16 protein-coding genes are annotated in these 24,338 nt (G+C 40.4%); 9 read left to right on the forward strand and 7 right to left on the reverse strand.

Annotated elements, in window-relative coordinates:
* Window positions 1-77: 77 nt before the first annotated feature.
* Window positions 78-3,917: a S8 family serine peptidase gene (locus tag FPK91_RS12145; RefSeq protein ID WP_144211490.1), complete on the reverse strand. Its 3,840-nt coding sequence runs from the start codon at window positions 3,915-3,917 to the stop codon at window positions 78-80.
* Between the two features lie 522 nt (window positions 3,918-4,439).
* Here FPK91_RS12145 and FPK91_RS12150 point away from each other — a divergent pair.
* Together FPK91_RS12150 and FPK91_RS12155 are read left to right on the forward strand one after the other, a co-directional pair.
* Window positions 4,440-8,087 (forward strand): S8 family serine peptidase, encoded by a 3,648-nt coding sequence (locus FPK91_RS12150; protein WP_144211491.1) that lies wholly within the window; start codon window positions 4,440-4,442, stop codon window positions 8,085-8,087.
* Window positions 8,088-8,444: 357 nt separating this feature from the next.
* Window positions 8,445-10,550: a winged helix-turn-helix domain-containing protein gene (locus FPK91_RS12155; RefSeq protein WP_144211492.1), complete on the forward strand. Its 2,106-nt coding sequence runs from the start codon at window positions 8,445-8,447 to the stop codon at window positions 10,548-10,550.
* A gap of 110 nt (window positions 10,551-10,660) precedes the next feature.
* Here the strand turns inward: FPK91_RS12155 and FPK91_RS12160 are convergent, their stop codons facing one another.
* A complete protein-coding gene (locus FPK91_RS12160; RefSeq protein ID WP_144211493.1) occupies window positions 10,661-11,611 on the reverse strand; it encodes a LysR family transcriptional regulator in 951 nt (316 codons plus the stop codon).
* Between the two features lie 567 nt (window positions 11,612-12,178).
* Between FPK91_RS12160 and FPK91_RS12165 the strand changes: the two genes are divergently transcribed.
* The 3 genes from FPK91_RS12165 (at window position 12,179) to FPK91_RS12175 (ending at window position 14,705) form a co-directional block, all read left to right on the forward strand.
* The gene (locus FPK91_RS12165) at window positions 12,179-12,727 is read left to right on the forward strand and encodes a carboxymuconolactone decarboxylase family protein (protein WP_144211494.1); all 549 of its coding nucleotides are present in this window, start codon (window positions 12,179-12,181) and stop codon (window positions 12,725-12,727) included.
* 138 nt (window positions 12,728-12,865) lie between these two features.
* Window positions 12,866-13,522, forward strand: coding sequence for a DsbA family oxidoreductase (locus FPK91_RS12170; RefSeq protein ID WP_144211495.1), 657 nt, complete (start codon window positions 12,866-12,868; stop codon window positions 13,520-13,522).
* Window positions 13,523-13,730: 208 nt separating this feature from the next.
* Entirely contained in the window at window positions 13,731-14,705 is a 975-nt protein-coding gene (locus FPK91_RS12175; RefSeq protein ID WP_144211496.1) for a sensor domain-containing diguanylate cyclase, read from the forward strand.
* Window positions 14,706-14,771: 66 nt separating this feature from the next.
* Here the strand turns inward: FPK91_RS12175 and FPK91_RS12180 are convergent, their stop codons facing one another.
* Window positions 14,772-15,452: a haloacid dehalogenase type II gene (locus tag FPK91_RS12180; RefSeq protein ID WP_144211497.1), complete on the reverse strand. Its 681-nt coding sequence runs from the start codon at window positions 15,450-15,452 to the stop codon at window positions 14,772-14,774.
* Between the two features lie 55 nt (window positions 15,453-15,507).
* Complete coding sequence (locus FPK91_RS12185) at window positions 15,508-16,104, reverse strand: TetR/AcrR family transcriptional regulator (RefSeq protein WP_144211498.1); 597 nt, start codon at window positions 16,102-16,104, stop codon at window positions 15,508-15,510.
* A 169-nt stretch (window positions 16,105-16,273) separates the two neighbouring features.
* Between FPK91_RS12185 and FPK91_RS12190 the strand changes: the two genes are divergently transcribed.
* From FPK91_RS12190 to FPK91_RS12200, 3 genes are all read left to right on the forward strand, one after another.
* The gene (locus tag FPK91_RS12190) at window positions 16,274-16,744 is read left to right on the forward strand and encodes a hypothetical protein (RefSeq protein WP_144211499.1); all 471 of its coding nucleotides are present in this window, start codon (window positions 16,274-16,276) and stop codon (window positions 16,742-16,744) included.
* A gap of 161 nt (window positions 16,745-16,905) precedes the next feature.
* Window positions 16,906-17,601 carry a HupE/UreJ family protein gene (locus FPK91_RS12195; RefSeq protein ID WP_144211500.1) on the forward strand — a complete coding sequence of 232 codons (696 nt, stop codon included), beginning with the start codon at window positions 16,906-16,908 and terminating at the stop codon, window positions 17,599-17,601.
* Between the two features lie 46 nt (window positions 17,602-17,647).
* A complete protein-coding gene (locus tag FPK91_RS12200) occupies window positions 17,648-18,298 on the forward strand; it encodes a hypothetical protein (protein ID WP_144211501.1) in 651 nt (216 codons plus the stop codon).
* Window positions 18,299-18,425: 127 nt separating this feature from the next.
* On the opposite strand, the gene FPK91_RS12205 is transcribed toward FPK91_RS12200, so the two are convergent.
* The 3 genes from FPK91_RS12205 to FPK91_RS12215 form a co-directional block, all read right to left on the reverse strand.
* A complete protein-coding gene (locus FPK91_RS12205; RefSeq protein WP_144211502.1) occupies window positions 18,426-18,725 on the reverse strand; it encodes a DUF3144 domain-containing protein in 300 nt (99 codons plus the stop codon).
* 234 nt (window positions 18,726-18,959) lie between these two features.
* Window positions 18,960-21,098 carry a bifunctional 2',3'-cyclic-nucleotide 2'-phosphodiesterase/3'-nucleotidase gene (locus tag FPK91_RS12210; protein ID WP_144211503.1) on the reverse strand — a complete coding sequence of 713 codons (2,139 nt, stop codon included), beginning with the start codon at window positions 21,096-21,098 and terminating at the stop codon, window positions 18,960-18,962.
* Window positions 21,099-22,311: 1,213 nt separating this feature from the next.
* Window positions 22,312-23,481 carry a BamA/TamA family outer membrane protein gene (locus FPK91_RS12215; protein WP_144211504.1) on the reverse strand — a complete coding sequence of 390 codons (1,170 nt, stop codon included), beginning with the start codon at window positions 23,479-23,481 and terminating at the stop codon, window positions 22,312-22,314.
* Between the two features lie 314 nt (window positions 23,482-23,795).
* On the opposite strand from FPK91_RS12215, the gene FPK91_RS12220 reads away from it, so the two are divergent.
* The gene (locus FPK91_RS12220; protein ID WP_158638088.1) at window positions 23,796-24,329 is read left to right on the forward strand and encodes a gluconate 2-dehydrogenase subunit 3 family protein; all 534 of its coding nucleotides are present in this window, start codon (window positions 23,796-23,798) and stop codon (window positions 24,327-24,329) included.
* Window positions 24,330-24,338: the final 9 nt, after the last annotated feature.

Consider the following 24,338-nt stretch of genomic DNA (forward strand, 5'->3'; position numbering starts at 1 on the left):
AAGCCTTTAAATAAAATGATAGACATGAAAAAGCCGCAACCAAGATAGGGTTGCGGCTGATAAAAAAGCTTATCTATTTATTTAAAACGACGTCTTAATCCTAAAAGACCTGCTAGTAACATAAAGCCACCCATTGACCCACCACTTGAATCAGAACCCGTGTCAGGATCTGGCGTAGGTGCAATCACTTCTGCTTTAATGGCGATGTTCGCCACTGCGGCAACTGCCGTTTTCTGACCATTACTGACGACAAGTTCAATAACAGCTGTGCCATCTGTATCTACGGCAGGCAAGTTGACTTGTGTTTCCATCGCTGTCGCATCTGCAAATGTCACTGCAGGACCTGAAACATGTGTCCATGCATAAGTGAGCACATCATCACTATTTGGTGCAGTACTGCCTGTTGCAGCCAATGTTACGCTAGTTGATTCATCAGCAGTTAATGCTACTGAAACTGCGCCGTTAATCATGGCAACAGGAATACCTTCAAGCATCACAGGAGCTAGTGACTCATCGAAACCGATACTGTCAACAATATGAGTTACATCAAATTGCAATTCTTGCGACATCACCAATGTTTGAGTATCAAACGCCACCATGATGACTTGACCCACTTCATTAGGTGCTTGCACCACTTGCCATGAAATTGTATCTGCCTCCGTAGTGCCTTGATGGCTGTCACTGTTGACCGTCAATCCAGTAGGTACAGTAGCAGAAACATCTATCGTTCTTTCGCTGTCTGAATTGTTATCCGCTAAAGCGATAGATAAGGTCACAATGTCACCAGTATCAGCCGTTTCTACATCCAAACTGCTTTGAGCAAAAGTCGCGTAGCGATAAAGCTCAACGGGCATTAAACCAATATTATCTTTCACATCAACACCCGTACCAATTTCTAGCACTGTCGTATAAAAGGTGTCTGGCTTTAATGGTTTGTTCCAATTAAGTACTAGGCCAATGTCTTCGTTACTGCCCACTTCACTCTTATAATCTACCGTCACGCTGCCATCATCTTTACCAATAATAGCCAGCTCTAACACCATTTCATCTTCAACATCTGATGGCGCTGAAGTATCGCCAAAGTTATGCACTGTAACGTAATATGAACCTGGTGCAGGATCATTCACTTCACAAGATTCATATGCCGTTTCAGTGGCACTCATACAAATTAGCTCATCGAACTCAAGCGCATTATCAGGTTGGCCGTTATAATTACTGTCGCGACCGATATACAAATCTAAATCTGGTGAACTAGTATGTTTCACTCTCGCCACAATACGTTTGGTATTAGGTGTGACATTGATTAACTGCGAATAATACTTAGTACTGTCGTTATAAACATTGGTTGGCCAATTTGAAGTATCACTGTCATCACGAGGAATCGTGGTCTCGATGACTTCAATTTCAGCTAATTCAAACACCCCCACTTGTAAGTCACTTGACCCTACAGTGGTAATACCTGAAATTTCAGCACTGCTATTATCTTTAGCGGTTAGCAACATCACGTTTTCAGGGAAGCTACCAGCAACAAAGCTGCCTATAATCGGTAATTTTGATGGTGTTAGGGAATTATTATTTGGGGTTAGTACTAAATGTCCCATGCCATATTCTGATGCGTAGCCATTACCAATAGATGCTGTCACGTCAAGTGTGATGCTTTCACCCGCTGCCAATGTAAAGCTACTTGGCGTGCCACTGATCGACATACCTGTCGTGTCAGAAGAACCAGTCACAGTCCAAGTCGATGCCGCTGTTGCAGTAAACGTGCGAGTCCAATTACATTCCATCATGCATTCATTTTTTAATGCCGATGCCAGATTCATTTCCTCTGGTTCACCTTCCAACCTTGGATCAGCATTAATGTAGTCGTCATAGGACATATCCATCACAAGGCCCGCATTCAACGCCGCCTTTATCCGTGCGCTGCCAGCGCCAGCAACAAAAAAGTCTGATGGTGTAACGCCATCCTCTAATAAGGTGTCGGTTTCAGCACTGAGCATTAATGCAGATTGTGCCTGCGCGGGTGACCACTCAGGCTTTAATGCAGCAATCAGAGCATAAGCCCCAGTGATATGCGGCGTCGCCATCGATGTACCATCCATGAAGGTGAATGGTGATTCGTTTTTATTAGCGTCTTCATGCCAAGGTTGGTATTCAGTATTCGCCGCATAAATAGCTACACCGGGTGCTGCAATATGCGGTGTTAACCAACGGTTCATAATTGACTCAGGGCCTCGAGAGGTAAACGAAGCCGCAATATCCGCTTTTGCAGGATCGCTTTCCATTACAGATGCACCAATAGTTGCTGAATGACCTGTGCCAGATGCCAACCAATCAGTGAGTAACTTGCCTTGTTCAATATCTAAATGAATCGTTGGTAGCACATGTAAGTCTGCGTCTACAGTTTCATCTGCGCTGGTAACATTAATCAGTACTAGACCGCTGGCGCCACCCGCTAACACATTCGTACCTTTACTCACACGAGCAATGTCACCACGCTCACATACGACAATTTGGCCAGAGAATGTATCAGCAGCAAAAGGTTCAAGACAGCCTGAATTATCAAAGTCTCCAGCAAAAACGATTTCGCCAGAAATACCACTAGTAGCCCCTTTACCTGTTAAAGCAGCTAAATCATAATCTCCACCCGTAAAGGTGACATCCTTGTCTGTGAAGTTACGATCGTGCGTGTAGGCAGCAACAGTAGTTAACCACGGTGCATTGCCTGGCGAGCCAACGGTTTCAGCTCCAGGGCCATCATTACCCGCAGCAACAGCAACATGAATACCCGCCTCTCGCGCCGCTAAAAATGCTAAAGCGTCACTGTCACCCCATGGGTCACTCGCGCCGCCGCCAATTGAATAGTTAATCGCTTGCACGCCATGCTCAATAGCATGCTCAACAGCCAAAGCTGTAATATCCGTCCAGCAGCTACCATCAGCGACACACACCTGATATGAAATAATATTAGCGTGTGGAGCAACACCGCTGATTTCACCTAAGGTAAATTCAGCTTCTTCGCCTACGGCATTAAATACTGGGACATCTTTAACCACATTACCTGCTGTGGTTGAAGCCACATGAGAACCATGACCGTTATGATCAATAGCAATCAAGTCATCACCTTCTGGCGTATAGTCAGCTAGCAAATCTGGGTGACCCCATATACCGATTAATTTGTCATTACAGTAATGGGCCAGTTCTGAACTTGCACAATCTCCAGCATAAACACCTTCACCCAATGGATTGATGTGGTCATAGCCATCTGCGCCAACATCTGCAAATGATGGGTGAAAAGCATTAATACCAGTATCCATAATCGCGACAGTCACGCCTTCACCCATACTGCTTACACCTGTTGCTGTGCCATCCCAGGCACTGGGTGCTTGAATATGTTTAGGGCCGCTATCAGTATTTAAATGACGTAACTCGACTTTATCAACACGCTTAATGCCTGGTATTGAAGCCAATGTTTGCGCTTCTTTTTCTGAGAGTTCAGTGCTAAAACCATTTAATGCGATTTGATATTCATTTTTAATATACAGCTGACGGTTAAGTCGGGACTTAGCCTGCGCTAATGTTTGCTGTCTTTGGCTTTTAAGGTATTGGATATAATGTTGACTGGTGGCACTTTTAACGTTTAATACGCTATTGCCTTTGCGGGTATTCGTAGGGTTACTTAATAAGCTGGTTGCTGCTAAATTTTCTACACCACCATGATAAGTTGCAAGAGGCTGATCGTCTAATAACACCATATAAAGGTTTTCAATATTACGCGTGGTAGCGGTGGTTGGATTACTGCGGTGGTTACCATCGGTATCCAACCCACGAGTATCAACAACATTTGCATTGATACTAGGCGCAAAAGCTAAGGTTAATGCTGCGGCTATTAAGCTCTTTTTATATATCGACGTCACAATGTCTTCCTCGTTCTAATTATTATTTCTCTCACAAACCCACCGCGGATAATCTTGAATGTTAGCCTGCAAATTGGAATGTTGTTGTTTGCTATAACCTTGATACTCGATTGATTTATTAAGAGGCAAATAAACAGCGACTATTCGACTTCATTTAAGCTTCATTTTTATTTCAATTTCTTTTTATTCAAGCACTTAAAAAACAAACATGTATCTGAATGTATCAAAAACAAACTCAAAAACTGCTTTAACAGATAAATATGACGATTCGACTATCCTCCTTCAATATTCTTAAAAAATAATACATCTATCTTATTGTTTAATAAGTAAATGAAAATTATTTGAAAGAGAAAAGAAACAAAATCAACAGTGGTTTACTTGTGGTTTGCCACCGTATCGCTGAAAACATTATGTACGAGTGTTGAGCAGAATAATTTCTGACTTAATTAGCCTTGGAGTACGGCGGCTCAAGTTAACCAAAAATAAGAAATAGATTGAACAATAACTTTGAAGGGAAACCCTATGTCATTTAAGAAGTCAAAACTTGCAACCTGTATCGCACTCGCGGCGCTGGCACCAACAGCTGTTTATGCCACGACACAATCAGATACCTTATCTGCATTCTCAAGTTCTGTAGCACAAACCCAAAACGCCACTCTATATGTCTATCTGTCAGAACAGGGTTCATTGACTAAGGCAACTATTAATAACAAGCAAAAATTTGTTCAGTCTTTAAAGCAGATCGAAACCAATCAACAAGCAATAATCAACAATATAAAAGCGCTTGATGGCAACATCAAAACTCTACCAGGCTCAAAACTTGTCAGTAACTTTATTCGTGTTAAAGCAGACACCAGTTACATCGATAAAATCAAACAAATGCCTGGTGTTAAAGCCGTTGTCGTTGCAGCCTCTCCGATCAGCGTACCCAACAATGTATTAAATACTAGCAAGTTGACGAAAGCCGCGACAACCACAACTAAAGCCCCTGTATTATCAGATGATTTGACTGCTGGAGAAGGTGTTAAAGTCGCCATTATTGGTAGTGGTGTGGATTATACTCATACATCATTAGGCGGTGACGGTACGGTTGAAACTTATGCCACAGCTATGGCGAACTCAGTCAATGCGTTTGATGGTTTCCCGACTGAAGTTGTAGTTGAAGGTATGGATTTGGCTAGTGATGCAGGCTGGGGGTTTGATCCTAACCCAATCGATCAAAACGTTTACTTTACTCGTGATTATGACGGTGCAACCCACAATACAGGACACGGTACTCGCTTAGCCAGTGTAGTACATGCCTTAGCACCTAGCGCTAAAATTGCTGCCTACAAAACATCAAACGTTTCTGACCCATGGGGTTATGGATATAGCTTAACTGGAGAAACTTCGAGTAGCTTCATAATGGCACTTGAGTACGCACTGGATCCAAATCAAGATGGTAGTTTTGATGACAGAGCCGACATTATTGTGGTTGACGCCCTTGGTGGTAATGCATTCTATGCCGAGCATGATGATGGTGTTTCTAGCGCTGTGATTGAAGCCTACGCTATCCAAATGGCTTCAGCATTAGGCAGTTTAGTCGTAGTTAATGCTGGTAACGGCGGAGAGTGGTACGACAATAACTTCAATATGACATGGCGTGGCGCTGCACCTAGCGCCCTAAGTGTTGGCGGTATCACCGCTGACGCTGAAGACAACATGATGGTGACCGAGAAAACACCTTATGGCCCTGTACGTGGAGCAACCAATTACACTAAACCTGATATGGTCAGTTATGCTGAAAACATCGACGTTGCTGTGGTCGGTGGCGGTGATGAGATGGACACCGAGTCAGACACTGTAATGGCTGCTGCACGAGTTGCTGCTGCCGCTGCGGTACTGAAATCTAAACGCCCTGAATTATCAATGATCGAAATCAAAGCACTATTGATGAACACTGCCAACAACGCGGTAATGGATCGTAATAACAAGCAAGGTGAAATTACCCTGATTGGTAGCGGTGTCGAGAACATTGACGCAGCATTAATGTCTAATGCTGTGGCTTGGGAGAAAGGCAGTTATCAGCCTAATTTAAATTTTGGCTTCCAAGAAGGTACTGGCACTCAGCGTTTCATGAAAGAAGTGCAACTTAAAAACTTGTCGGAAGAAACCGTCACCTATGATGTTGCTTTAAATAGCATAGATAAAAGTGGTACTCCTGCTCTAACATGGGAATATCCTTCAACCATCAGCGTACCAAAAGGTCAAACGGTAGTCTTTCCTGTGACGATGGTAGTTAATTTTGACCAACTTGAAAACTGGCCAATGAAAACGGGTTCAGACTTAACCATTGAAAATTGGCAGGCGATTGAACTATCTGGCCAGTTACAATTAACCGCAGATGAAGTGCCTACTATTGCGATTAGCTGGCTAGCGAAACCACGTAATAGCAGTAAAATAACACGTGATTTTAATACCTTTGAAGAACAATATGGTAATGAACTCACATTAAAATTCGCCCCTGACGCTGGCGCACATGTTCAGCAGTTTACTAATGACAGTACCACTGACACCACCTATGCAGTATTCCCTGCCATGCACAGTCGCGCACAACTTCCGGTCGGTAAAGAAAACACTCAAGGCAACATATTAAAAACCGTGGCGGGTGGTGTTTATGACGAAGCCATGTGTTCATCAGGTAAAAAGATGGTTGTTGCTGGTCAGTTTTTTAAACCTAACGATGTCGGCATGGCAAACCACTTTGATAAAGCAGGCGTAGCACTCGTTTACTGGAGCTCTTATCAAGAACAATTTGTTATTGATCAAGGATTAGATCAAGAAGTCACTGGCGACCCATATGCATGGGATGAAGCCACTCAAGTCGGCATGAGCGGTTTCATTGAAGTGGATGAAAATGGTCAGCCACAATCTTGGTACATTGATTTCAATAAAGAATATGATTATACCGATCATTATGGCCGTTACACTAAATCAACCTTACCGACTTATGTTACTGGACATGGTCAGAACTTCGTCGCCCAATATTGTATGGATGAACTTTACCATGGCGAAAACATGGCAAACATTGATGGCTTTGACCAAAATCAAGGTTGGATATTCGGCACTGACCGCGATGCCGCGGCCAACTTAGGCGAGCCTATCATTCTATTTAACCCCGTAAAATACGGTAAAATAGACACCACCACCATCTTTGATTGGATGACGGGTGAGATGGTAGAAATAGAATCAAATTCGGGTGCTCTACCACTCATTTCTCGCCTAGTTGAAGAAGGTGAAACTAAACAGTACAGCCATATGGAAACACTAGCTCCTGGTGAAAGTGTTGAGTTAGGGGTGGCTAGCACTTGTAGCTTTACCTTCGGTTTTGGCAGCATAGGTTGTGATAACCATGGCATGCTAATGATGAGCCTTGAGGATAACTGGGCAATGGCAGTACCTGTCGGCCAAGGCGCATATGCATTTATACCTCACCCAAAAGATGGTCAAATGCATAGCATCAATGAAGATGCTGCTATGGGCAGTGTTGTTGCAACGATTGAGTTAGATGCTGAAACTTTCTTTGCCAACGGTAACTTTGAAGCTGAATGGTCTCCGTATGCGCTTTCGTTAGCTAAAGCGATTCCTGGTGACCCATTCACAGTGACCAATAGCGGTGAGATTGTGGTCAATAACCCTGAAGCACTGGACTATGATGCCGGCAATACTAGCTACGAGTTGGAAGTGATAGGAAAGCAAGGTCAAGTTTTCACGGCAGTATCTAAAGTGATGATTAACATAAGTAATGTTAATGATATTGCGCCTGTACTCAATGAAGCTATGCCTGCGGTCACTATGGCCGATCAACAAGCTGCTGAAATTGATGCATCAATGTACTTTAGCGACGCTGAAGGTGATGCATTAACATTTAGTGCCACAGGCTTACCAGAAGGTATTAGTATTGATAGCAAAACAGGCATGATAGCTGGTACCGCTGCCGCGGGTGTTTATGATGTTGTAGTAACAGCTGACGATATGGTCAATAAAACTGAAGCCAGCTTTACGATGACCATTAATGCACCCGTCGTTGTGGCTGAACCAGAGTCTGACAATGATGACGGTGGTAGCTTAGGTTTCTTAAGCTTGAGTTTACTGGCACTAATCGGTATGCGCCGTAAAATAAAACGTTAATTTTATCGTTTTAGTCATCAAGATAAATGTTTAAACTTTAAATCGTTACTAAAAAGAGCACCCTTATGGGTGCTCTTTCTGTAATGATACAAATTGAAACAATACATTAGGAAACACTGAAAAACATCTAAGTAACTAAAATATATAATAAAAATAATTATTGAATTTTAACAAATGAGCTACTAAAAATTACATCCTATTCACACGACCTGTTAATCAGTTATGTTAGACACTTAAACTATCAAAGAATGCACAAAAGGCATTAATGGTTGTTAGTAAGGTAATCTTTACCTGTACGTTATATTCATCTGAAAAAACAAAAAATAATAATAAAGCTCAGGAGTTTATACTACTTCAATGATTTCACTTCCTTATCAACATTACTTAATCGGTCAATGCACGATTAACTGTTACGACATGACGATCACTGTCGAAGACAAGAGTGTCACCCTTCCGGCAAAAGTATTCGAGTTTTTAAAATTACTCATTCTTCATCCCGCTAAAACGGTCACCAAAGAACAAGCCATTGAAGAAGTATGGAAGGGAAACGTAGAAGTAGGCAAGCGTGGAACAGGTAACGCCATTTGGCAATTGCGAAAGTCTTTTACAGAGTTAGGATTACTGCCTGAACAGTATTTCAAAACCATCACTAAAGTGGGTTATCAACTACTCATTGAACCCATCCCCATTAATCAACCCGCAAGCTCTGTGACACCAATAAGTCATAATGAGCAAGCAACTCCAATTTTTAAAAAACCACTTTTTCTCGCCATATCACTCAGTATTATCACAGTGGTTGCTGCTTACTTACACCAGGTTAACTCTAGCGTTAATAATGACGGGCAGCTTGCTAAAAAACTCACTCTAGCACCTGAACGTATTACTAATTTCGAAGGGGTAGAAGAGCGTGCTGCGATTTCCGCAGATGGCCGCTTAATGGCTTTTCAATGGCGTAAAGACAGTGAAAAAGGCCATCTATACATCAAAGATTTACACGACAGTTCGGCGCCGCTTAGGCAAGTTTCAATGAGTAAAGATACTGAAGGCGTTCCATCCTGGTCACCTGACGGTCAATCGCTGGCTTATTTAAGAATTACCGCTGCTGGCGAATGCTTTGTTCATGTGCGCGATCTTATTAGTAATCAAGACAAACAGCTCGATAGTGGCTGTATCAGTACTGGTTACTTGCACAGCCTTGAGTGGTCTCCTGATGGTGACTCATTAGCCTATGTGAAAAAAGTTGATGATAGCTCAGCTGTTCATCTTTATGGATTAAAAGCCCAAAGTATTGAAGCCATTACTCGGCCTAAAACTGGCGAACATGACTTAATGATGACTTGGTCAGCCAATTCACAACAGCTTGCTGTGATGCGAAGTCAGGAAAATATGATTGCTGAAATCATCCTGGTATCCGTTGAGGATCAAACCCAACAAACACTGATTAGCGGAGAAACATTAGTCATTGGATTAGATTGGGACCACAACACAAATCAGTTGTATTTTACGGCATTAAGAGAAGCTAACTTTATTATTCAGCAATATGACTTTAGCCAAAAAACCTTAACTGACTTTCATCAAGACGAGACCATTAGCAGTATCACCATTAACGAAGCAACAAATAGTCTGTATTACTCAAGACATATCTCTCAAGAACACATCACCCATCGTTCACTGACTGATGGCAGAGTGCTAAAACAGCTGACTTCATCCTCTCGAGATTTATACGGCCAGTACTCGCCAACCACTGACAGCTTAATTTTTCTGTCAAATAGATCCGGTAGTTGGGAGTTATGGTTCAAACAGCAAAATGACAATATTATGCTAACCGATAACATCGGTATGGTAAGTATTCCAGCGGTATCGCCAGTCAGTTCACATTATGTCGCGCCAATTCGCACTACAGGCAAAGATTACAATGAACTCTATGTTGGTAATACTGCTGATTTAAGCTTATCTAAAATAGATAAAGTGAAGGGAAATATCCGCTACGCATCATTCAGCCTTGATGGTAGTAAAGTCATTTACTCTTCGCTTATTGATGGGCTGTGGGGGCTGTATAGCTATAATTTTGAAACAGAAAACATTGAATTATTGTTAAGCGATAATGTGAAGTATGCCATCACAGATGAACAACAAGGCATTTATTACACCCTCGATAACACGGCGGGTATTTATTATCTCGCTTCAGGCACAACCCAGCCAGTCCAAATAAATAACAGCTTACGAGCAAAAGATTGGGGCAGCTTTTTCTATCAAAATGAGCAACTTTATTTTCTTGAACGTTCTGATGAAAATGACTTAATAAAAAGCCGAGATAAACAAGGAAACCTACAAACCGCTTTTGCATTACCATCCATGAGCGTGCGACATGAGCGTAGCTTAGCTGCAGGTAAAAATGACAGCCTCATTGCTAGTATGCAAGGTATTAATGATGCTGATATATACCGTATACCTCTGCCATAAAGCTAGAAATAGCTAAGCCCAATGACATGTAGCAAGCAAGTTTATGGCATTTTAAAGCCATAATTATTGGTGATAGCATCTCTTTTTAACCACAAATCCTTACTGCATTTTTATTTGTATAAGCTTTTATAATTCGGCACATGTTCAACCCAAAATGGCGGGGTGCCAATATACTGCTGTACTGCTTTAATGAACTCACTCACTAACAATGTTTGTTTACGATGTGGATATACAGCATATATACCGGTGTCCATGGTAGACAAAGCGTAGTTGGTTAATAAGGGCACTAGCTTAAGTTCAGTAATCGACTTATTCAGATTAAACAGATCAATCTTGGTATAACCTAAACCGTCCTTCACCGCTTCAATAATCGTTCTCATATCACTGACTCTATAATTACCGCGCATTTTATAATTTTTAAATTGTTCGCCATGTGGTTGCTGCGATAAACGCATTTGATCCAATACAACATTACCATTGCTATAAATCACCGCCGGAAGCTGAATTAATTCTTCAGGAGACTGCGGGTAACCATGCTCTTTAACGAAATCTTCTGAGGCTAGAATGGCAAAATGCGTATTAGCAATTTTCTTAGCGATCAAGTTAGATTCCGTTAATTTTCCAATCCTAAATGCCACATCAAACTGATCAGAAATAATATCAGCACGCTTATCGTCCAGCGACATCGTCACTTTAACATTGGGGTATCGATTCATAAATTGCGTGATGACAGGTTGCAGATATTCTTGACCAAAGAAAATAGACGAGGTAATTCTAATTATGCCCTTAGGCTCAGATTGATATGAATCTGCTATATTTTGGATTTGAGTTAAGGTGTCTAATAAAACTTGAGTTTGCTCAAGGATCTCTTCACCCGCTGAGGTTAATGAAAAAGACCGAGTCGAACGGTTAAGTAATTGAACCCCTAATTCGGCTTCCAGTTTTTTGATTTGCTTGGACAGTAGCGAGTTATCCATATCATGCAAAGCAGCCGCTTTTGTAAAAGACCCCTGCTGCACCACATCAAGAAAAAGACTTAACTGTTTAGTAATAGACTGCATTGATGATTTCCTTGAAACACGAACGGATTTTTAAAGTGCTTACGCGACAGTGCTCACTGCTACAGTTTTACGCTAAAGTATTACGCGACGGTATTACTCAGCAGTTCTTACGAAACAGTGCTTAAGAAACAGGGCTTTTCGCAAAGTCACTTAAAGATTTTAGACTTATCAATCATAGCCTGCATACAAAAGTGAATCCAAACAAAGTCACCTCAACGCTTTCCCTTAGCCTTAAATTCAATCACCTTAATTTCATCCTACTTGGCGATAGATTCGTACATATGAGTCGATTTTTCGCTTACCGTTATCAATATTTAGTGCCTACACCGATTAATCATGGCTTTTACCACGGTGGCCATAAAAATATTATTTTAGTTTATATAATATTTTCAACTAATTAACAAAACTTAAGCCTTTAATTGAACATCCGTTCAAAATACAGCTTGAACGATCGTTCAATTGGAGCTATATTTATCTCACACAATGAAGTTACCCACTATGATTTACTAGCGCTAACTGACTTGAAATAAATTATTTATATAGAGCATTCAAATTCGGAGAGCCATCATGAGCAAATTTACTATTCACACTATTGAGTCAGCACCAGAAGCAAGCCAAGCAATGTTAGGGCAATCTTTAAAAAGCTTTGGCATGGTGCCAAATCTACATGGCGTACTTGCTGAATCACCGAATACCTTTGAGGCATATCAAACTCTACATAGCCTATTCGAAAACTCATCTTTTAATGCAGAAGAGTTAACTGTGGTGTGGCAAACAATTAATGTCGAACATGGTTGTACTTACTGTGTTCCAGCCCATACTGGTATCGCCCATATGATGAAAGTAGATGGCGAATTAACTGAAGCACTGAGAAATCGCACCGCAATGCCTACTGCTAAATTACAAGCCCTGCATGACACCACCTTATTGATGGTGCGTAATCGCGGCATGTTATCCGATGCAGAAATGGAAGCCTTCTTTGCTGCAGGTTATGGTCAGCAACAGTTACTTGAAATCATTTTAGGGCTGTCACAAAAAGTGATCAGCAACTACGTTAATCACGTTGCTAAAACGCCTGTAGATAAACCATTCGAACAATTTGCTTGGAAAAAGTAGTCTCTAAACAAGCGTCCGCTAGTAAATAAGACGTTTACGGTTAACATTAAAGCTGATGATTATCAGCTTTAATGATTTTAAAACCTGTAACTAAGTGCAAGTAAAAGTACAAAATCACATAACAAGCCAAGGTGTAATATGTCAGATAAAATTAAGCTCGATATCGTTTCAGATGTAGTTTGTCCATGGTGTGTGGTCGGTTACAAAAGTTTGCAGCAAGCCATTAACGAACTGGGCATAGAAGACAAAGTTGAACTTGAATGGCAACCGTTTGAGTTAAATCCAGACATGCCAGCAGAAGGTGAAGAATTACGTGCACATGTGGCGCGTAAATATGGTTCGAGCAAAGAAGATAGCGATAAAGCCAGAGAAAATATTGCTCAGCGCGGCGCCGAATTCGATTTTGAATTTAACTTTGGCGACAACATGCATATCGTCAATACTTTCGATGCTCATATATTACTGGACTACGCTAAACAGTTTAACAAGCAAACTGAACTTAAATTACGATTATTTTCAGCCTACTTTAGTGAACATAAAGATGTCTCTGACAGAAACGTATTAGCCAATGAACTCAAAGCTGTAGGACTAAATGTTGATGAAGCGATGACATTATTGGACAATCCAGAGGCGAGATCTCACATCAATGCAGAAAAAAGCCAATGGACAGCTGCCGGTATTTCTTCAGTACCCACTGTCGTCTTTAATCGTACCAGTGCCTTAAATGGCGCTCACCCAGTTGAGTCATATAAACAAGTACTCACTGAGATTTTGGCCGAGCAAAAAAGCGCTTAAATAGCCCTAAAATACCGCTGGATAAGGCTCATTACCAGGAGCACTAGCTCAGCGGTTTGTTCTGATACGTCCCCAATAGCAATCGTAAAACCAACCAATTTCAAATACCCCCAATGATAGCTCCCCCATGAAAATCCCCCCCTTTAAAATTGGATTTATTATTTTGAACTATAATTAATTGACTGATGTATGTATGACGGAATGATCAATGAATAAAAAAACAATATTTGATCCAAAAACTTTCTTACTTGATAAACCTAATGACCTTATTTCATTAGATAAATGGCAAAAAACGGTAAACTTGTTGGCTAAAGTCTTTCACGCTCCAGCAGGGTTTTTAGTCCAGTTCACTCCTGACGGCTTTCAAGTCACCATATCAAGCCAACAATCCTCTAATCCCTATCCAGCAGGTATAGTCATCGAACCTGAAGCCAATATATTCTGCCGAAAAATTGTTGAAACAGGCACGGCTCTTTATGTCCCTAATGCGCCGATTGACCCTTGCTGGGATACGAACCCCGAAGTGCACAACGATGGCTTTACATCCTATTTAGGCGTACCGGTATTTTGGCCGGATGGCACCCCTTTCGGGACTTTTTGTGTGATGGATTACAAGCAAACAGAATATGACAGTAGCTACCTTGAGTTAATTGAACAGCTGAAAGATATTTTAGAATCAGATCTCGCGTTAATAGACCTTTATGGGCAGATGCAGCAGATGGCAATCACAGATCCTCTCTCTGGCATCAACAATCGCAGAGGATTTGAGGCTCTGGGTAAACAAAGAATCACCCTTGCCCAGCGCAATAAAGCTAAGTTAGGTTTGTGCTATTTAGATGTCGATAATTTTAAGCACATAAATGACAATTATGGTCATAAAATGGGCGACGACCTCATCAAACACATTGGCTTAATTTTAATGGCAACAGTGCGTCAAAGCGATGTAATCGGACGTCTAGGTGGTGATGAGTTTGTCGCATTAGTTTTACTAGAAAGTCAGGATGATTTAGCGATTATAAAACAACGTTTACAGTTGGGGTTTGCCTCGGCCATGAATGCGACTAGCCTACCAGATTATTCAGTATCAATTGGCGCAATAGAAGTGGAACTCGATGCAAGTTTGACAACGCTATTAGATGAAGCAGATAAAGAAATGCTTAAAAACAAAAAGCGACTCGCTTAATACGAATCGCTTTATTATTTAACAAGAGTAAAGCAGTAAGTGCCTACTTACATGGAAGCCTTTATATCAAAAGTCACTCAATTGGAGCGCTTTATCAAGCAGCAGTAAATCAGCTGAAATGGTATCAGGTTGAATCTCCCAAGGATCAAATATAGCCTCGTCAGAACGTTTAATCCACGCTGAGTTAAGCCCTGCTGATATAGCACCTGTCACATCAAAGGGATTACTTGATATAAGCCAAGTATCACTGGCTAATGAACCTGAAACCAGCAAAAAATGCTGATAAATATCTGGATTAGGTTTAAAGGTCTTAATCTCATCCGCACTGACAATCCCCTCAAACAAATCAATGATTCCCGCTGTTTGCAGTAATTGCTGCACCGCTGGCCCTGTTCCATTTGAAAACGCAAACAATCGATAACCTTTAGCTTTTAGATTCACTAGCCCTTGCTGTACATCTTCAAATGCTGGCAAGGTTTTATAGCTTTCGAGTAAGGTATGTTTTTGACCTTGAGTTAAGTCGATTTGATAATACAGGCAGCTATAATCTAGCGCTTGGCGGGTACACTCACTAAAAGGAACATAGTTTTTCATCAGCCCGCGACGAAACGAATACTCTAATTGTTTCTCACGCCATGTGGTTGAAAATGCGTAGGCTTTGTCACCTATCATGGTTTGCAGTTGCGCTAATACACCATGGGTGTTAATTAGAGTCCCGTAAACATCAAATGCGAGTGTTGTAGCCATGCTAGTTCCCCAAATGAACAAAAATAGACTTCGCTTTTAATTTAAGATCGACTTGTTAGCTACATGCATTTAGCTGTGAGCTAACAAAAACAGCGTCGATAAGCTCTTGAATCGTTTTATCGTCTTGATTGGCATGCGCATAGGTCCGTATTCCAATAATCTGCACCTGAATAAAACGCGCTAATGCTTGGGGATCTTGCTTGTCATCGAGTTCACCTAATGTTTGCGCTTCAGATAATAATGCGGCAAATTCTGACTCAACCATCGCTAATGCATTTTTGGTTTCAGCTAATAAATCGGCATTGTCTTCAGTTAATTCAGCAACTGTTTTCACCAACATACACATACCGCTCGGGGCGGCCGACTTATTGCAAATGACAGAGCGTTCAATGAACAGTTTTAATGCTTTCAGCGGTGATCCCGCATCAACACGGCACTGCGCTAACATCTCAACCCCCATTTGAGCATAGTACTGTAAAGCCTCTTTAAACAGTCCTTCTTTGCTGCCAAAGCTGGCATAAATACTACCAGGACGTAGATCGATCACTTCTTGCAGGTTGCGCATTGAAGTGGCGTGAAAACCTTTTTCCCAATATAGGTTGGCCGCTTTTTGAATCGTTTCTTCACGATTAAACTTAGCTGATTTACTCATAAAATACCTTTATCACGGACTCTGAACACTAAATTGAACGATTGCTCAATTTTACAATGAACGATTGTTCAAGTCTAGTGAGCGTTAACCATGACTTACTTTGACCTGTAACAGCTGCACTAGCAGTTTTAGGGTTTATCTGATTTAATCACTTAAATAACGCAACCTGATGCCAAGGCTTAAACAACTGAACTTCAATAACCATAAAGCCAAACTTCAATTTCAATCTAGGCCATTATCTCCAATGACATTGTCGATAGTGTTAGTGGTATTGCTGTGTCAGTTATTTAGTATTAATGCGGCATTCTCGGTGCAATACCCACACGGAGAGCACCCATCAGGTATTGTGCTTGCTCACCATCACGCAGATTTATCACAGCATACTCATCCTTATCAACAGAATGAAACTCTCGTTGAAATCGCTTTCAGCGCCACAGAATCACAGGCAGAAATATTGGCGGCGAATAACCCTGCTCAATCTGCTGACCATGAACATGCTAATCAGTCACTCTCAGCGGCTCACCCACCATTTGAATCCCTATTTGTCGCCGAATTTACCCATACTAATACACTTTCTGATGATGAAATACATTATCAAACACACCAATATGCACCGCCTATTCCTCCACCACATCAATAAGCCAGCGACTTTATAATCATATTCGTAATAAGAGTGATTTAACTGACTGCGCAATCATCAAAGCCTAACTGAATTATGTCAGCCCAGCTTCAATGATTAAGCTCTGTCGTAAAGCGATATTTATAACGCGCGTTTGCGCGTGACTTATTGGAGTAACAACAATGAGCCAACCGCTGGCTACTGCCATAAAAATGGTAGTGATATTCATGGGGCTTTTCGCTTCATTTTCTTTATTTGCCCATGGTGTTGATGAAGACACTAGGCAATTTCTTACCTTAAATCAGGGCGTATCCATCTTCCCTTTCATTTACATTGGCGCCAAGCATATGGTCACTGGATATGACCATTTACTGTTTTTAGTTGGGGTAATCTTCTTTCTATTTCGCACTAAAGATGTGCTAATTTACGTCAGTTTATTCACTCTCGGCCACAGTGTAACCCTGTTATTTGGGGTACTAAATGATGTGCAGATTAATGCTTATCTAATTGATGCCATTATTGGATTTTCAATTGTGTACAAAGGCTTTGATAATCTCGGCGGCTTTAAACGCGTATTCGGATTTCAACCCAATACCAAAATAGCCGTGATGATCTTTGGACTGTTTCACGGCTTTGGCTTAGCCACCAAGATCCAAGAGTTTCAGCTCCCCAGCGATGGACTTGTTGCCAACATCATCGCCTTTAATGTCGGCGTTGAGATCGGTCAATTTTTAGCATTGGGATTAATACTGATAGTGATGAGTTTATGGCGACGTCACCAAAGTTACCTACAATTTTCAACTGCGGCTAACACTTTACTGATGAGCAGTGGCTTGATGCTAGTAGGTTTTCAATTAACCGGCTATTTCATGAGTTAATCAGCCTGTATAGACAACTTTATTGACACCATTTTTAGGAACAAACATGAATAATAATGAACAACAATTACAGCAAAATGCCATTCCTGCTCACTCGATTTCAACGCTTATTAAAGCCAGTATTGCGGCATGTGTTATTGCCGCTATTGTACTGGTTACAACAATATTACCCGCTGAATATAATCTCGACCCGACGGGAATAGGCAAAGCCTTAGGGTTAACTAAAATAGCTCAGGCAGCTGAATTAAGTACCGTTGGCATAGGTACCGTTGAAATTGAAAAAGATGTAGATGAGTTAGATCGTATAGAGAATACAGAATTAGTCATTCTAGCCGCGCCATCCGTTGCCGACATTAAACAAGCCAGAAAGACTGCCGCGGTGAGATCTGATACCGTTGATGTGGTTATTCCAGCAAGCAAAGGTTTAGAGTACAAATTACTCTTAAATGAGTTTATTCATCTTGAATATGAATGGCACACTCTCAATGAGGCTCCGTTGTTTTTTGACTTTCACGGAGAACCCCAAGGCGATACCACAGGCTACTATGAAAGCTACAACATTAGCACCTCAGACAAAGTTAAAGGCTCATTAACCACGCCATTTTCAGGTGCCCATGGTTGGTATTGGAAAAATACCTCAGGCCAAGCAATCACGGTGAGATTAACCACGACTGGTGCATATAAAATCAAAGGCTAATGATGACAAAAAATAGTACTGATAACAAAGAGTAAAGCCCATACAAAAAAGCCACTAATGCTTACCTTTTATAAGAGGCGCTAGTGGCTTTTTTATTAAATCTGATTAAGTAGACTGGTTTAAATAGTTACTTTTGAGTCTTACGATATTGATCAAAGTTTTTAATGTAATCGTCCATATTACCTTCTAACAACTTGCGGTACTCTTCAGCATAATATGCAACCATTTCAGCTTTTTTCTGCTGCATTTGTTCAGCACTTTCAAACCCTGTAGAAGCAAACCAAGCATTGTAGCGGGTTAAAGAATACATGAATGAAGCGCTTACCTCACCCGTTTTTACTTGGGGATCTTGATTAAACTCATTAGCAACATTAATAAACTGGCTAGCGCGATCGAAAAAAGCCTTATCCGGATTTGAATCAAACATAATAGATCCTTGTACTGAAAGTTGCCTTTAGCGGCAAAGTAAAATAGCAATGGTCATAACCTACGTGCTTTTGTGCTTACAAACCTTAATATTGTTCACACTCTGCAGTATTGATTATGGTTTACTGTGAGCCGCCTCTATTTGTCGATAACTCACCTAATGTAAGACATAAAAAACCCTACTTATGCTTAAGTAGGGTTTTTATATTATCTTAACGGTAACACAAAGCTAGGATTACTGACCTTTAGCTTTACAGTTAAATTCACCGCTGTAATCAAAGTTAAAGTTGTAAATAGTGAAGCCTTCGCTACCTTCTTTAGTCCCTTCTTCACCGTCTGTAGATAGACCAGTGATTTCATTTGTTGCACAACGTAAACCTTCATCAAGCGTGGCAGAGCTAAACGAAACACTGTTCGTATTTGGCGCAACAAGCTCGAATACTTCAGCATTTGGGAATGCTAATTTACTATCACCTTCTTGCTCGGCTAAACGGTCAGCCAAGTAAAATTGCACTAATTCACGGTTGTTAAATGCCGCTTCTTCTTTAACAAGCACAGCTTTATCAACACCTGGCATACGCGAGTTAGAAGCACGGTAGTTGTTGGTAATCACATAGATTTCAGCATCATCAGCGATTTCAACACCGTTATACGTTAGCTCTACAAGTTGCTCATTTTCAGTGGTATCGAATTCCCAACCATTGATGTTGATGTATTTTGATTCTTGCTCAACGTTGACAGTGTACTTAAGTAAACCTTCGCCAGACTCATTAAAGCCAGCGTAGAACGCATCGAAGTTGTAACCAGGGAAGCCTTCAACTAAGAACGTTTCGCCTTCAGCAAGTGGTAAGCTGTTATAAGCGTTTGAGTTAACCCACTCAATCCAGTTTTTCATATCTGCACCAGTCATTTTCAAGACTGCTGGGGTATTGTTATCAAATACATAGATATCAGCTACTGAAGCATTAGTTAGCTCACCAGTTTGAATGTTGGTGTAGTCTTGAGCGCCATTACGACCAGACTTAAATGGTGCAGACACAGACATGAAGATGGCATCTTCTGATGCATCAGCAAACTCGCCTTCTTCAATCCACTTGTTTAGTTGATGAAGCTGCGCTTGGTTAACCACTTGAATGGATAAATCAGGTACCACTTGTGGGAAGAAGCTGTTCATGTTCACATCGATTTCAGCAATCATTTCTGACATGAATTCAACTGTGCCTTTATGCTCTTCAACTACTAGGTCTTCAATAAGAACATCAGACTCATTAGGAATTAGTGAGCGAAGGTTTGATTCTGAATGCGTATGGTCAACAGTCCATGTCTCACCTTCATCGCTAGATTGAAGCTTTAAGTCAATAACACCTAACTTAGAACCCCATACACCTGGCATGGTTGCAGGAATACCATTGATTAAGCCCAGCTCAGGATTAACACCTTCGATATCGCCGTATTCATCAGTTTGATTAGGGAATTCACGATGGTCGTGACCAAACATGATGGCATCTACACCATCAACATAAGCAAGATGTAGTGTTGCGTTTTCAGCAAACTCATCATTATTGTCATTCAAACCTGAATGCGGAATGGCAACAATAACGTCAGCACCTTCAGCTTTCATGATAGGAACATAATGCTCAGCTGTTTTCCTGATATCAGAAACCATGACATTACATACTAGGTGTGAAGCATCCCAGCCCATAATATCTGGTGGAGTAAAGCCAATTACACCCACTTTAACATTGTATGACTCACCATTTTCAGCGGTAAATTCGCGATCTAAAATGACGTACGGGCTATAAAGATTTTCAGCTTGGTCATAAAAATCTTCTGTAATACGTACTTCACATTCATCAGCTGCATTGCTGACTTTTTCAAGTGCGCTATCAACTTTCCAAACGTTTGCACTAACATAAGGGAACTCAGAACCTTCAAGCGCTTCATCTAGATAGTCAAGGCCATAGTTGAACTCATGGTTACCTAAGTTAGCGGCATCATATTCTAAATGGTTCATCGCTTTGTAAACCGGATGAGTATTTTCTTTTAGATAATCAGTGCCTTTATTAGCCATGTAATCGCCCATTGGGCTACCCTGGATTAAATCGCCATTATCAAACAACATGCTATTTAATACTTCACCACGCGTTTCAGCAATAACTAAAGAAGTACGCGCTAAGCCCCATTCAGGTAAGTTAGTTTCGTTGTGATCTGCACTTTCAAAGTAATTGTATGGCATAACGTTAGTATGGATATCAGTCGTTTCCATTAAACGAAGGTCCATACTAATAGTCTTATCGTTTGATGAGCTATTACAACCAGTAAGTGCTGCGGCAACACTTGTCACAAGCAGAAGCTTCTTAGCATTAAATTTCATGTTTACTCCAAAGAATTATTTTATTTATATCTGTAGAATTATTACGCTCACTCAAGAATTATAAAGACCCCTCCCGAGTTTCGAGCAGTAAAACATTAAGCAATATATTCAACATCTCTAAAAACGAGAACAAATTAAATAAATTTAATAACTAAGTAAAGTTAAAATAGAATACTAAATGACATAATTAACAACTTAACAATAAACGATAAAAACAAAATATTTTGTTCACCAATAAAACACTTAAAACATAGTAATAAATACAAAATATAAAATTACATAAAGAGCTTAAATAACAACCAAAATAAAAATCTTAAATATGACAAGAATATTAAAGCGATAAAAATATGTAGAATAAATTTAGTAAAAATTAATTAAAAATGAAAAAATTGAAGAGTAATGATAGAAATATAATTTCACCAAAAAAACGATAATAACGAAACGCATAAAAATAACACTACAAACAAAACCTTACTGCAAAACAAGAGGGTTAAAAACCAGCTGCAAGCTTAGATTGTATCGCCATGGGATAACAAACAAGATCACCACTGTATCGGTTACTTGATCGCTTCTTCATCATGGGTGTCATAAATAAGTTTGATCAAAAAAATTCAGGTATGACTTAAATAAAAAGAAATTATATTTTCCAATAATAAGAATACTACGCATAAATAGCTTAGAGTTCACCTTAGATATATATTCAGTTTCAAACAAAAATTCAATAACAAACTCTTATTCACGACACATATAACCATTAAAAACAAACAACACAGCAACAATAAGACATCTTATTGTCACATATAATAACTCATTTATACTTATACAAACCCTTATAAATAGAGTGCACTTATAAATAGAGTGCAATTATAAATAGAGAGCGCTTATATAAAATGACAAGGATATTTAATTATGATTAAACTTTAATTAAGATCTTAACAATAAAATATATCACCTCTATATTTAAAGGCAATAAAAAATATACAAAAAATATTCTATTTCTATCTCCCTGACCACATCTAGCCAAAGCCATTAAACATAGGTCGATATGTGAGATTATACGTGACCCGAAATTGGCGAGGTATCACTTAATTGAATAGTCGTCTAAGCCATGAGGTTATAAAACAGCTGAATAAGCCCTCAATAGGTTAATCATCTCACTCCTAAAACACGACTCTATGAGGCCTTACTTCGTTGGATTCATATAAAGAATAATTTAAAAACCCGAACCGACTTTAAAGTATAAGGCGCCTTCCTCATCACTTGCCGCAATATCAATTCCCATATGGATACCGTAACGTCGAGCGATTTGATAACGAAACCCAACACCATAAGCATTAACGGACTGTTCAGTCTCTTCAATAGAGTGGGTCTTAGTTGAAGCATGACCATAGAAAGTAGATACTGTCCAACGCTGGTCAATGTGATACATCAGTTGCGCTTGTATCGTTTCAATTTGGTCGCCTTGATATCGAAATGCCGAGACACCACGCATATCAACATAAGGTTTGGCTGTCGGAGACAATTCGGTGTCTTTCTCATATATTTCTTCATAACTTGCCGCCACTGCAAATGTCCACTTTTCAGCGAGTGGCATATACACCTCTGCATTGGTATCTAAGGTGGCATACTGAGTATCAGAACCGAATTTTTCGTCGAACTGCATATACTCTGCCGATAAGATGTAACCTTTTTTTGGGAAAAACATGTTATCTCGGGTGTCATATTCAGCCGTCAGCCCCAAACCTGAGGTGGTATGTTTATCGCCAAGAGCTTTTTCTAACAGCCAATCCACCACCTTATTTGATGATGACACACTTGATTCTGACCAAACTTGTTTAACACCTAACATTAGCGGTGTATCAGCGACGCGAAACTGCAGCTTTTGCAACACAAACAGAGCTTCTGTTGTGGTGTCGAATTGGAAATTTTGTCCCGATGGTAATAGGCCCCCTAAATCAGAATAGAGATTTAAATTCGCATTGGCAGCGCCACCGCCGACGGTATAACGAATACTGTCGTTAAGCCACGAATGTCGATGACCAGCAAACGCAAACCAAGTGCCATTTTCAGTGCCACCAGCCCCGACTAATGTCATAGCAGCAGGAATGAGCTGCGCACCGCCATCGACAGATTCAAGGGCTTTTTGTTTTCTTAACTCTTTTTCTTCTTCAGTTTCATGTAAAAAAAGCCCCACTAAGCCACCACCGAGCCCTATGGCTGGTTCGGTAATAATCACTGGTACGGGTAAAAAACCATAAGCATTTTCAGCAAGGTGATAACCTAAATCAAGCTGACCATCTTGTTCATCAAAAAAATACGATGACTCCGCCACGGCTTGTGATGATGCCAGAAGCATTACGGATAATGAGATTTTCCTAAACATGAACTCGCCTACTCAATCAAAATAAACTCTGAACAGCACAATCTCACCAACAAAGGAGTCTGGTTAGATTTGCATAACATAATGACGAGTATTTTTACTGAATATGGCAGATAAGCCGAATCGCTGTTGAAGGATCAAACCGTGCAAAGAATACTCCAGTGATTTTTGGGTCATTCGTCGTTTTTTGCACGCAAGGTTTATTGTAGACAATTTACAATTAGATCGTTATGGTAGGTACACAAATATCAATCTATACGTAATAAGCTCTGTTGAGTCATCTTCATTCTTATATGTGTCACTTAAATGGTTTAGCTATGGATAGACGCCAATTTTTAATTAATCTGTCAGTATTAATCGGTACCAGTGTTACTTCACTTAATACCGCAGCAATAGAAGCCGCTCTAACCTTTGACAGCAAAACAATTCAGCCCATGTTTAAGGTACTGCAGCGAAACACCATAAAAGCCATCGCTGATATTATTATCCCACAAACAGACACTCCTAGCGCCAGCGCCGCCAATGTGCACCTTTATGTCGACCATTACGTGCACCAATTTATGGAAGCGCCGCTACGCCAACGCTTTATTCAGCAGCTCGACTTATTATGTAACGACAGTCCCAGCTTTTTGCAGCATAGCGCCAATGAGAAACTGGCGTTAGTTCAAAATCTAGATGACCACATGTATGCGGCAAATGAGCAGAGTTTATTCTACAAGCAACTTAAACAGCTCATTGTCATTGGTTACTACACCTCTGAAGTGGGCGCAACACAAGCGCTTAATTTCGATCCTATCCCTGGGCCATATCAAGAAATGAAACTCAAAGATGTTGGGCGAGTGTGGTTTTAACCAAAACAG

It is taken from the genome of Shewanella donghaensis, assembly GCF_007567505.1.
Taxonomy (GTDB): Bacteria; Pseudomonadota; Gammaproteobacteria; order Enterobacterales; family Shewanellaceae; genus Shewanella; species Shewanella donghaensis.

What these genes read in the sequence shown, in the direction of transcription:
- FPK91_RS12220 (WP_158638088.1), top strand. Translation starts at nt 23,796, where the DNA reads ATGGATAGACGCCAATTTTTAATTAATCTGTCAGTATTAATCGGTACC.
- FPK91_RS12160 (WP_144211493.1), bottom strand. Translation starts at nt 11,611, where the DNA reads ATGCAGTCTATTACTAAACAGTTAAGTCTTTTTCTTGATGTGGTGCAG.
- FPK91_RS12150 (WP_144211491.1), top strand. Translation starts at nt 4,440, where the DNA reads ATGTCATTTAAGAAGTCAAAACTTGCAACCTGTATCGCACTCGCGGCG.
- FPK91_RS12190 (WP_144211499.1), top strand. Translation starts at nt 16,274, where the DNA reads ATGCCAAGGCTTAAACAACTGAACTTCAATAACCATAAAGCCAAACTT.
- FPK91_RS12170 (WP_144211495.1), top strand. Translation starts at nt 12,866, where the DNA reads ATGTCAGATAAAATTAAGCTCGATATCGTTTCAGATGTAGTTTGTCCA.
- FPK91_RS12180 (WP_144211497.1), bottom strand. Translation starts at nt 15,452, where the DNA reads ATGGCTACAACACTCGCATTTGATGTTTACGGGACTCTAATTAACACC.
- FPK91_RS12185 (WP_144211498.1), bottom strand. Translation starts at nt 16,104, where the DNA reads ATGAGTAAATCAGCTAAGTTTAATCGTGAAGAAACGATTCAAAAAGCG.
- FPK91_RS12195 (WP_144211500.1), top strand. Translation starts at nt 16,906, where the DNA reads ATGAGCCAACCGCTGGCTACTGCCATAAAAATGGTAGTGATATTCATG.
- FPK91_RS12165 (WP_144211494.1), top strand. Translation starts at nt 12,179, where the DNA reads ATGAGCAAATTTACTATTCACACTATTGAGTCAGCACCAGAAGCAAGC.
- FPK91_RS12175 (WP_144211496.1), top strand. Translation starts at nt 13,731, where the DNA reads ATGAATAAAAAAACAATATTTGATCCAAAAACTTTCTTACTTGATAAA.
- FPK91_RS12155 (WP_144211492.1), top strand. Translation starts at nt 8,445, where the DNA reads ATGATTTCACTTCCTTATCAACATTACTTAATCGGTCAATGCACGATT.
- FPK91_RS12200 (WP_144211501.1), top strand. Translation starts at nt 17,648, where the DNA reads ATGAATAATAATGAACAACAATTACAGCAAAATGCCATTCCTGCTCAC.
- FPK91_RS12205 (WP_144211502.1), bottom strand. Translation starts at nt 18,725, where the DNA reads ATGTTTGATTCAAATCCGGATAAGGCTTTTTTCGATCGCGCTAGCCAG.
- FPK91_RS12215 (WP_144211504.1), bottom strand. Translation starts at nt 23,481, where the DNA reads ATGTTTAGGAAAATCTCATTATCCGTAATGCTTCTGGCATCATCACAA.
- FPK91_RS12210 (WP_144211503.1), bottom strand. Translation starts at nt 21,098, where the DNA reads ATGAAATTTAATGCTAAGAAGCTTCTGCTTGTGACAAGTGTTGCCGCA.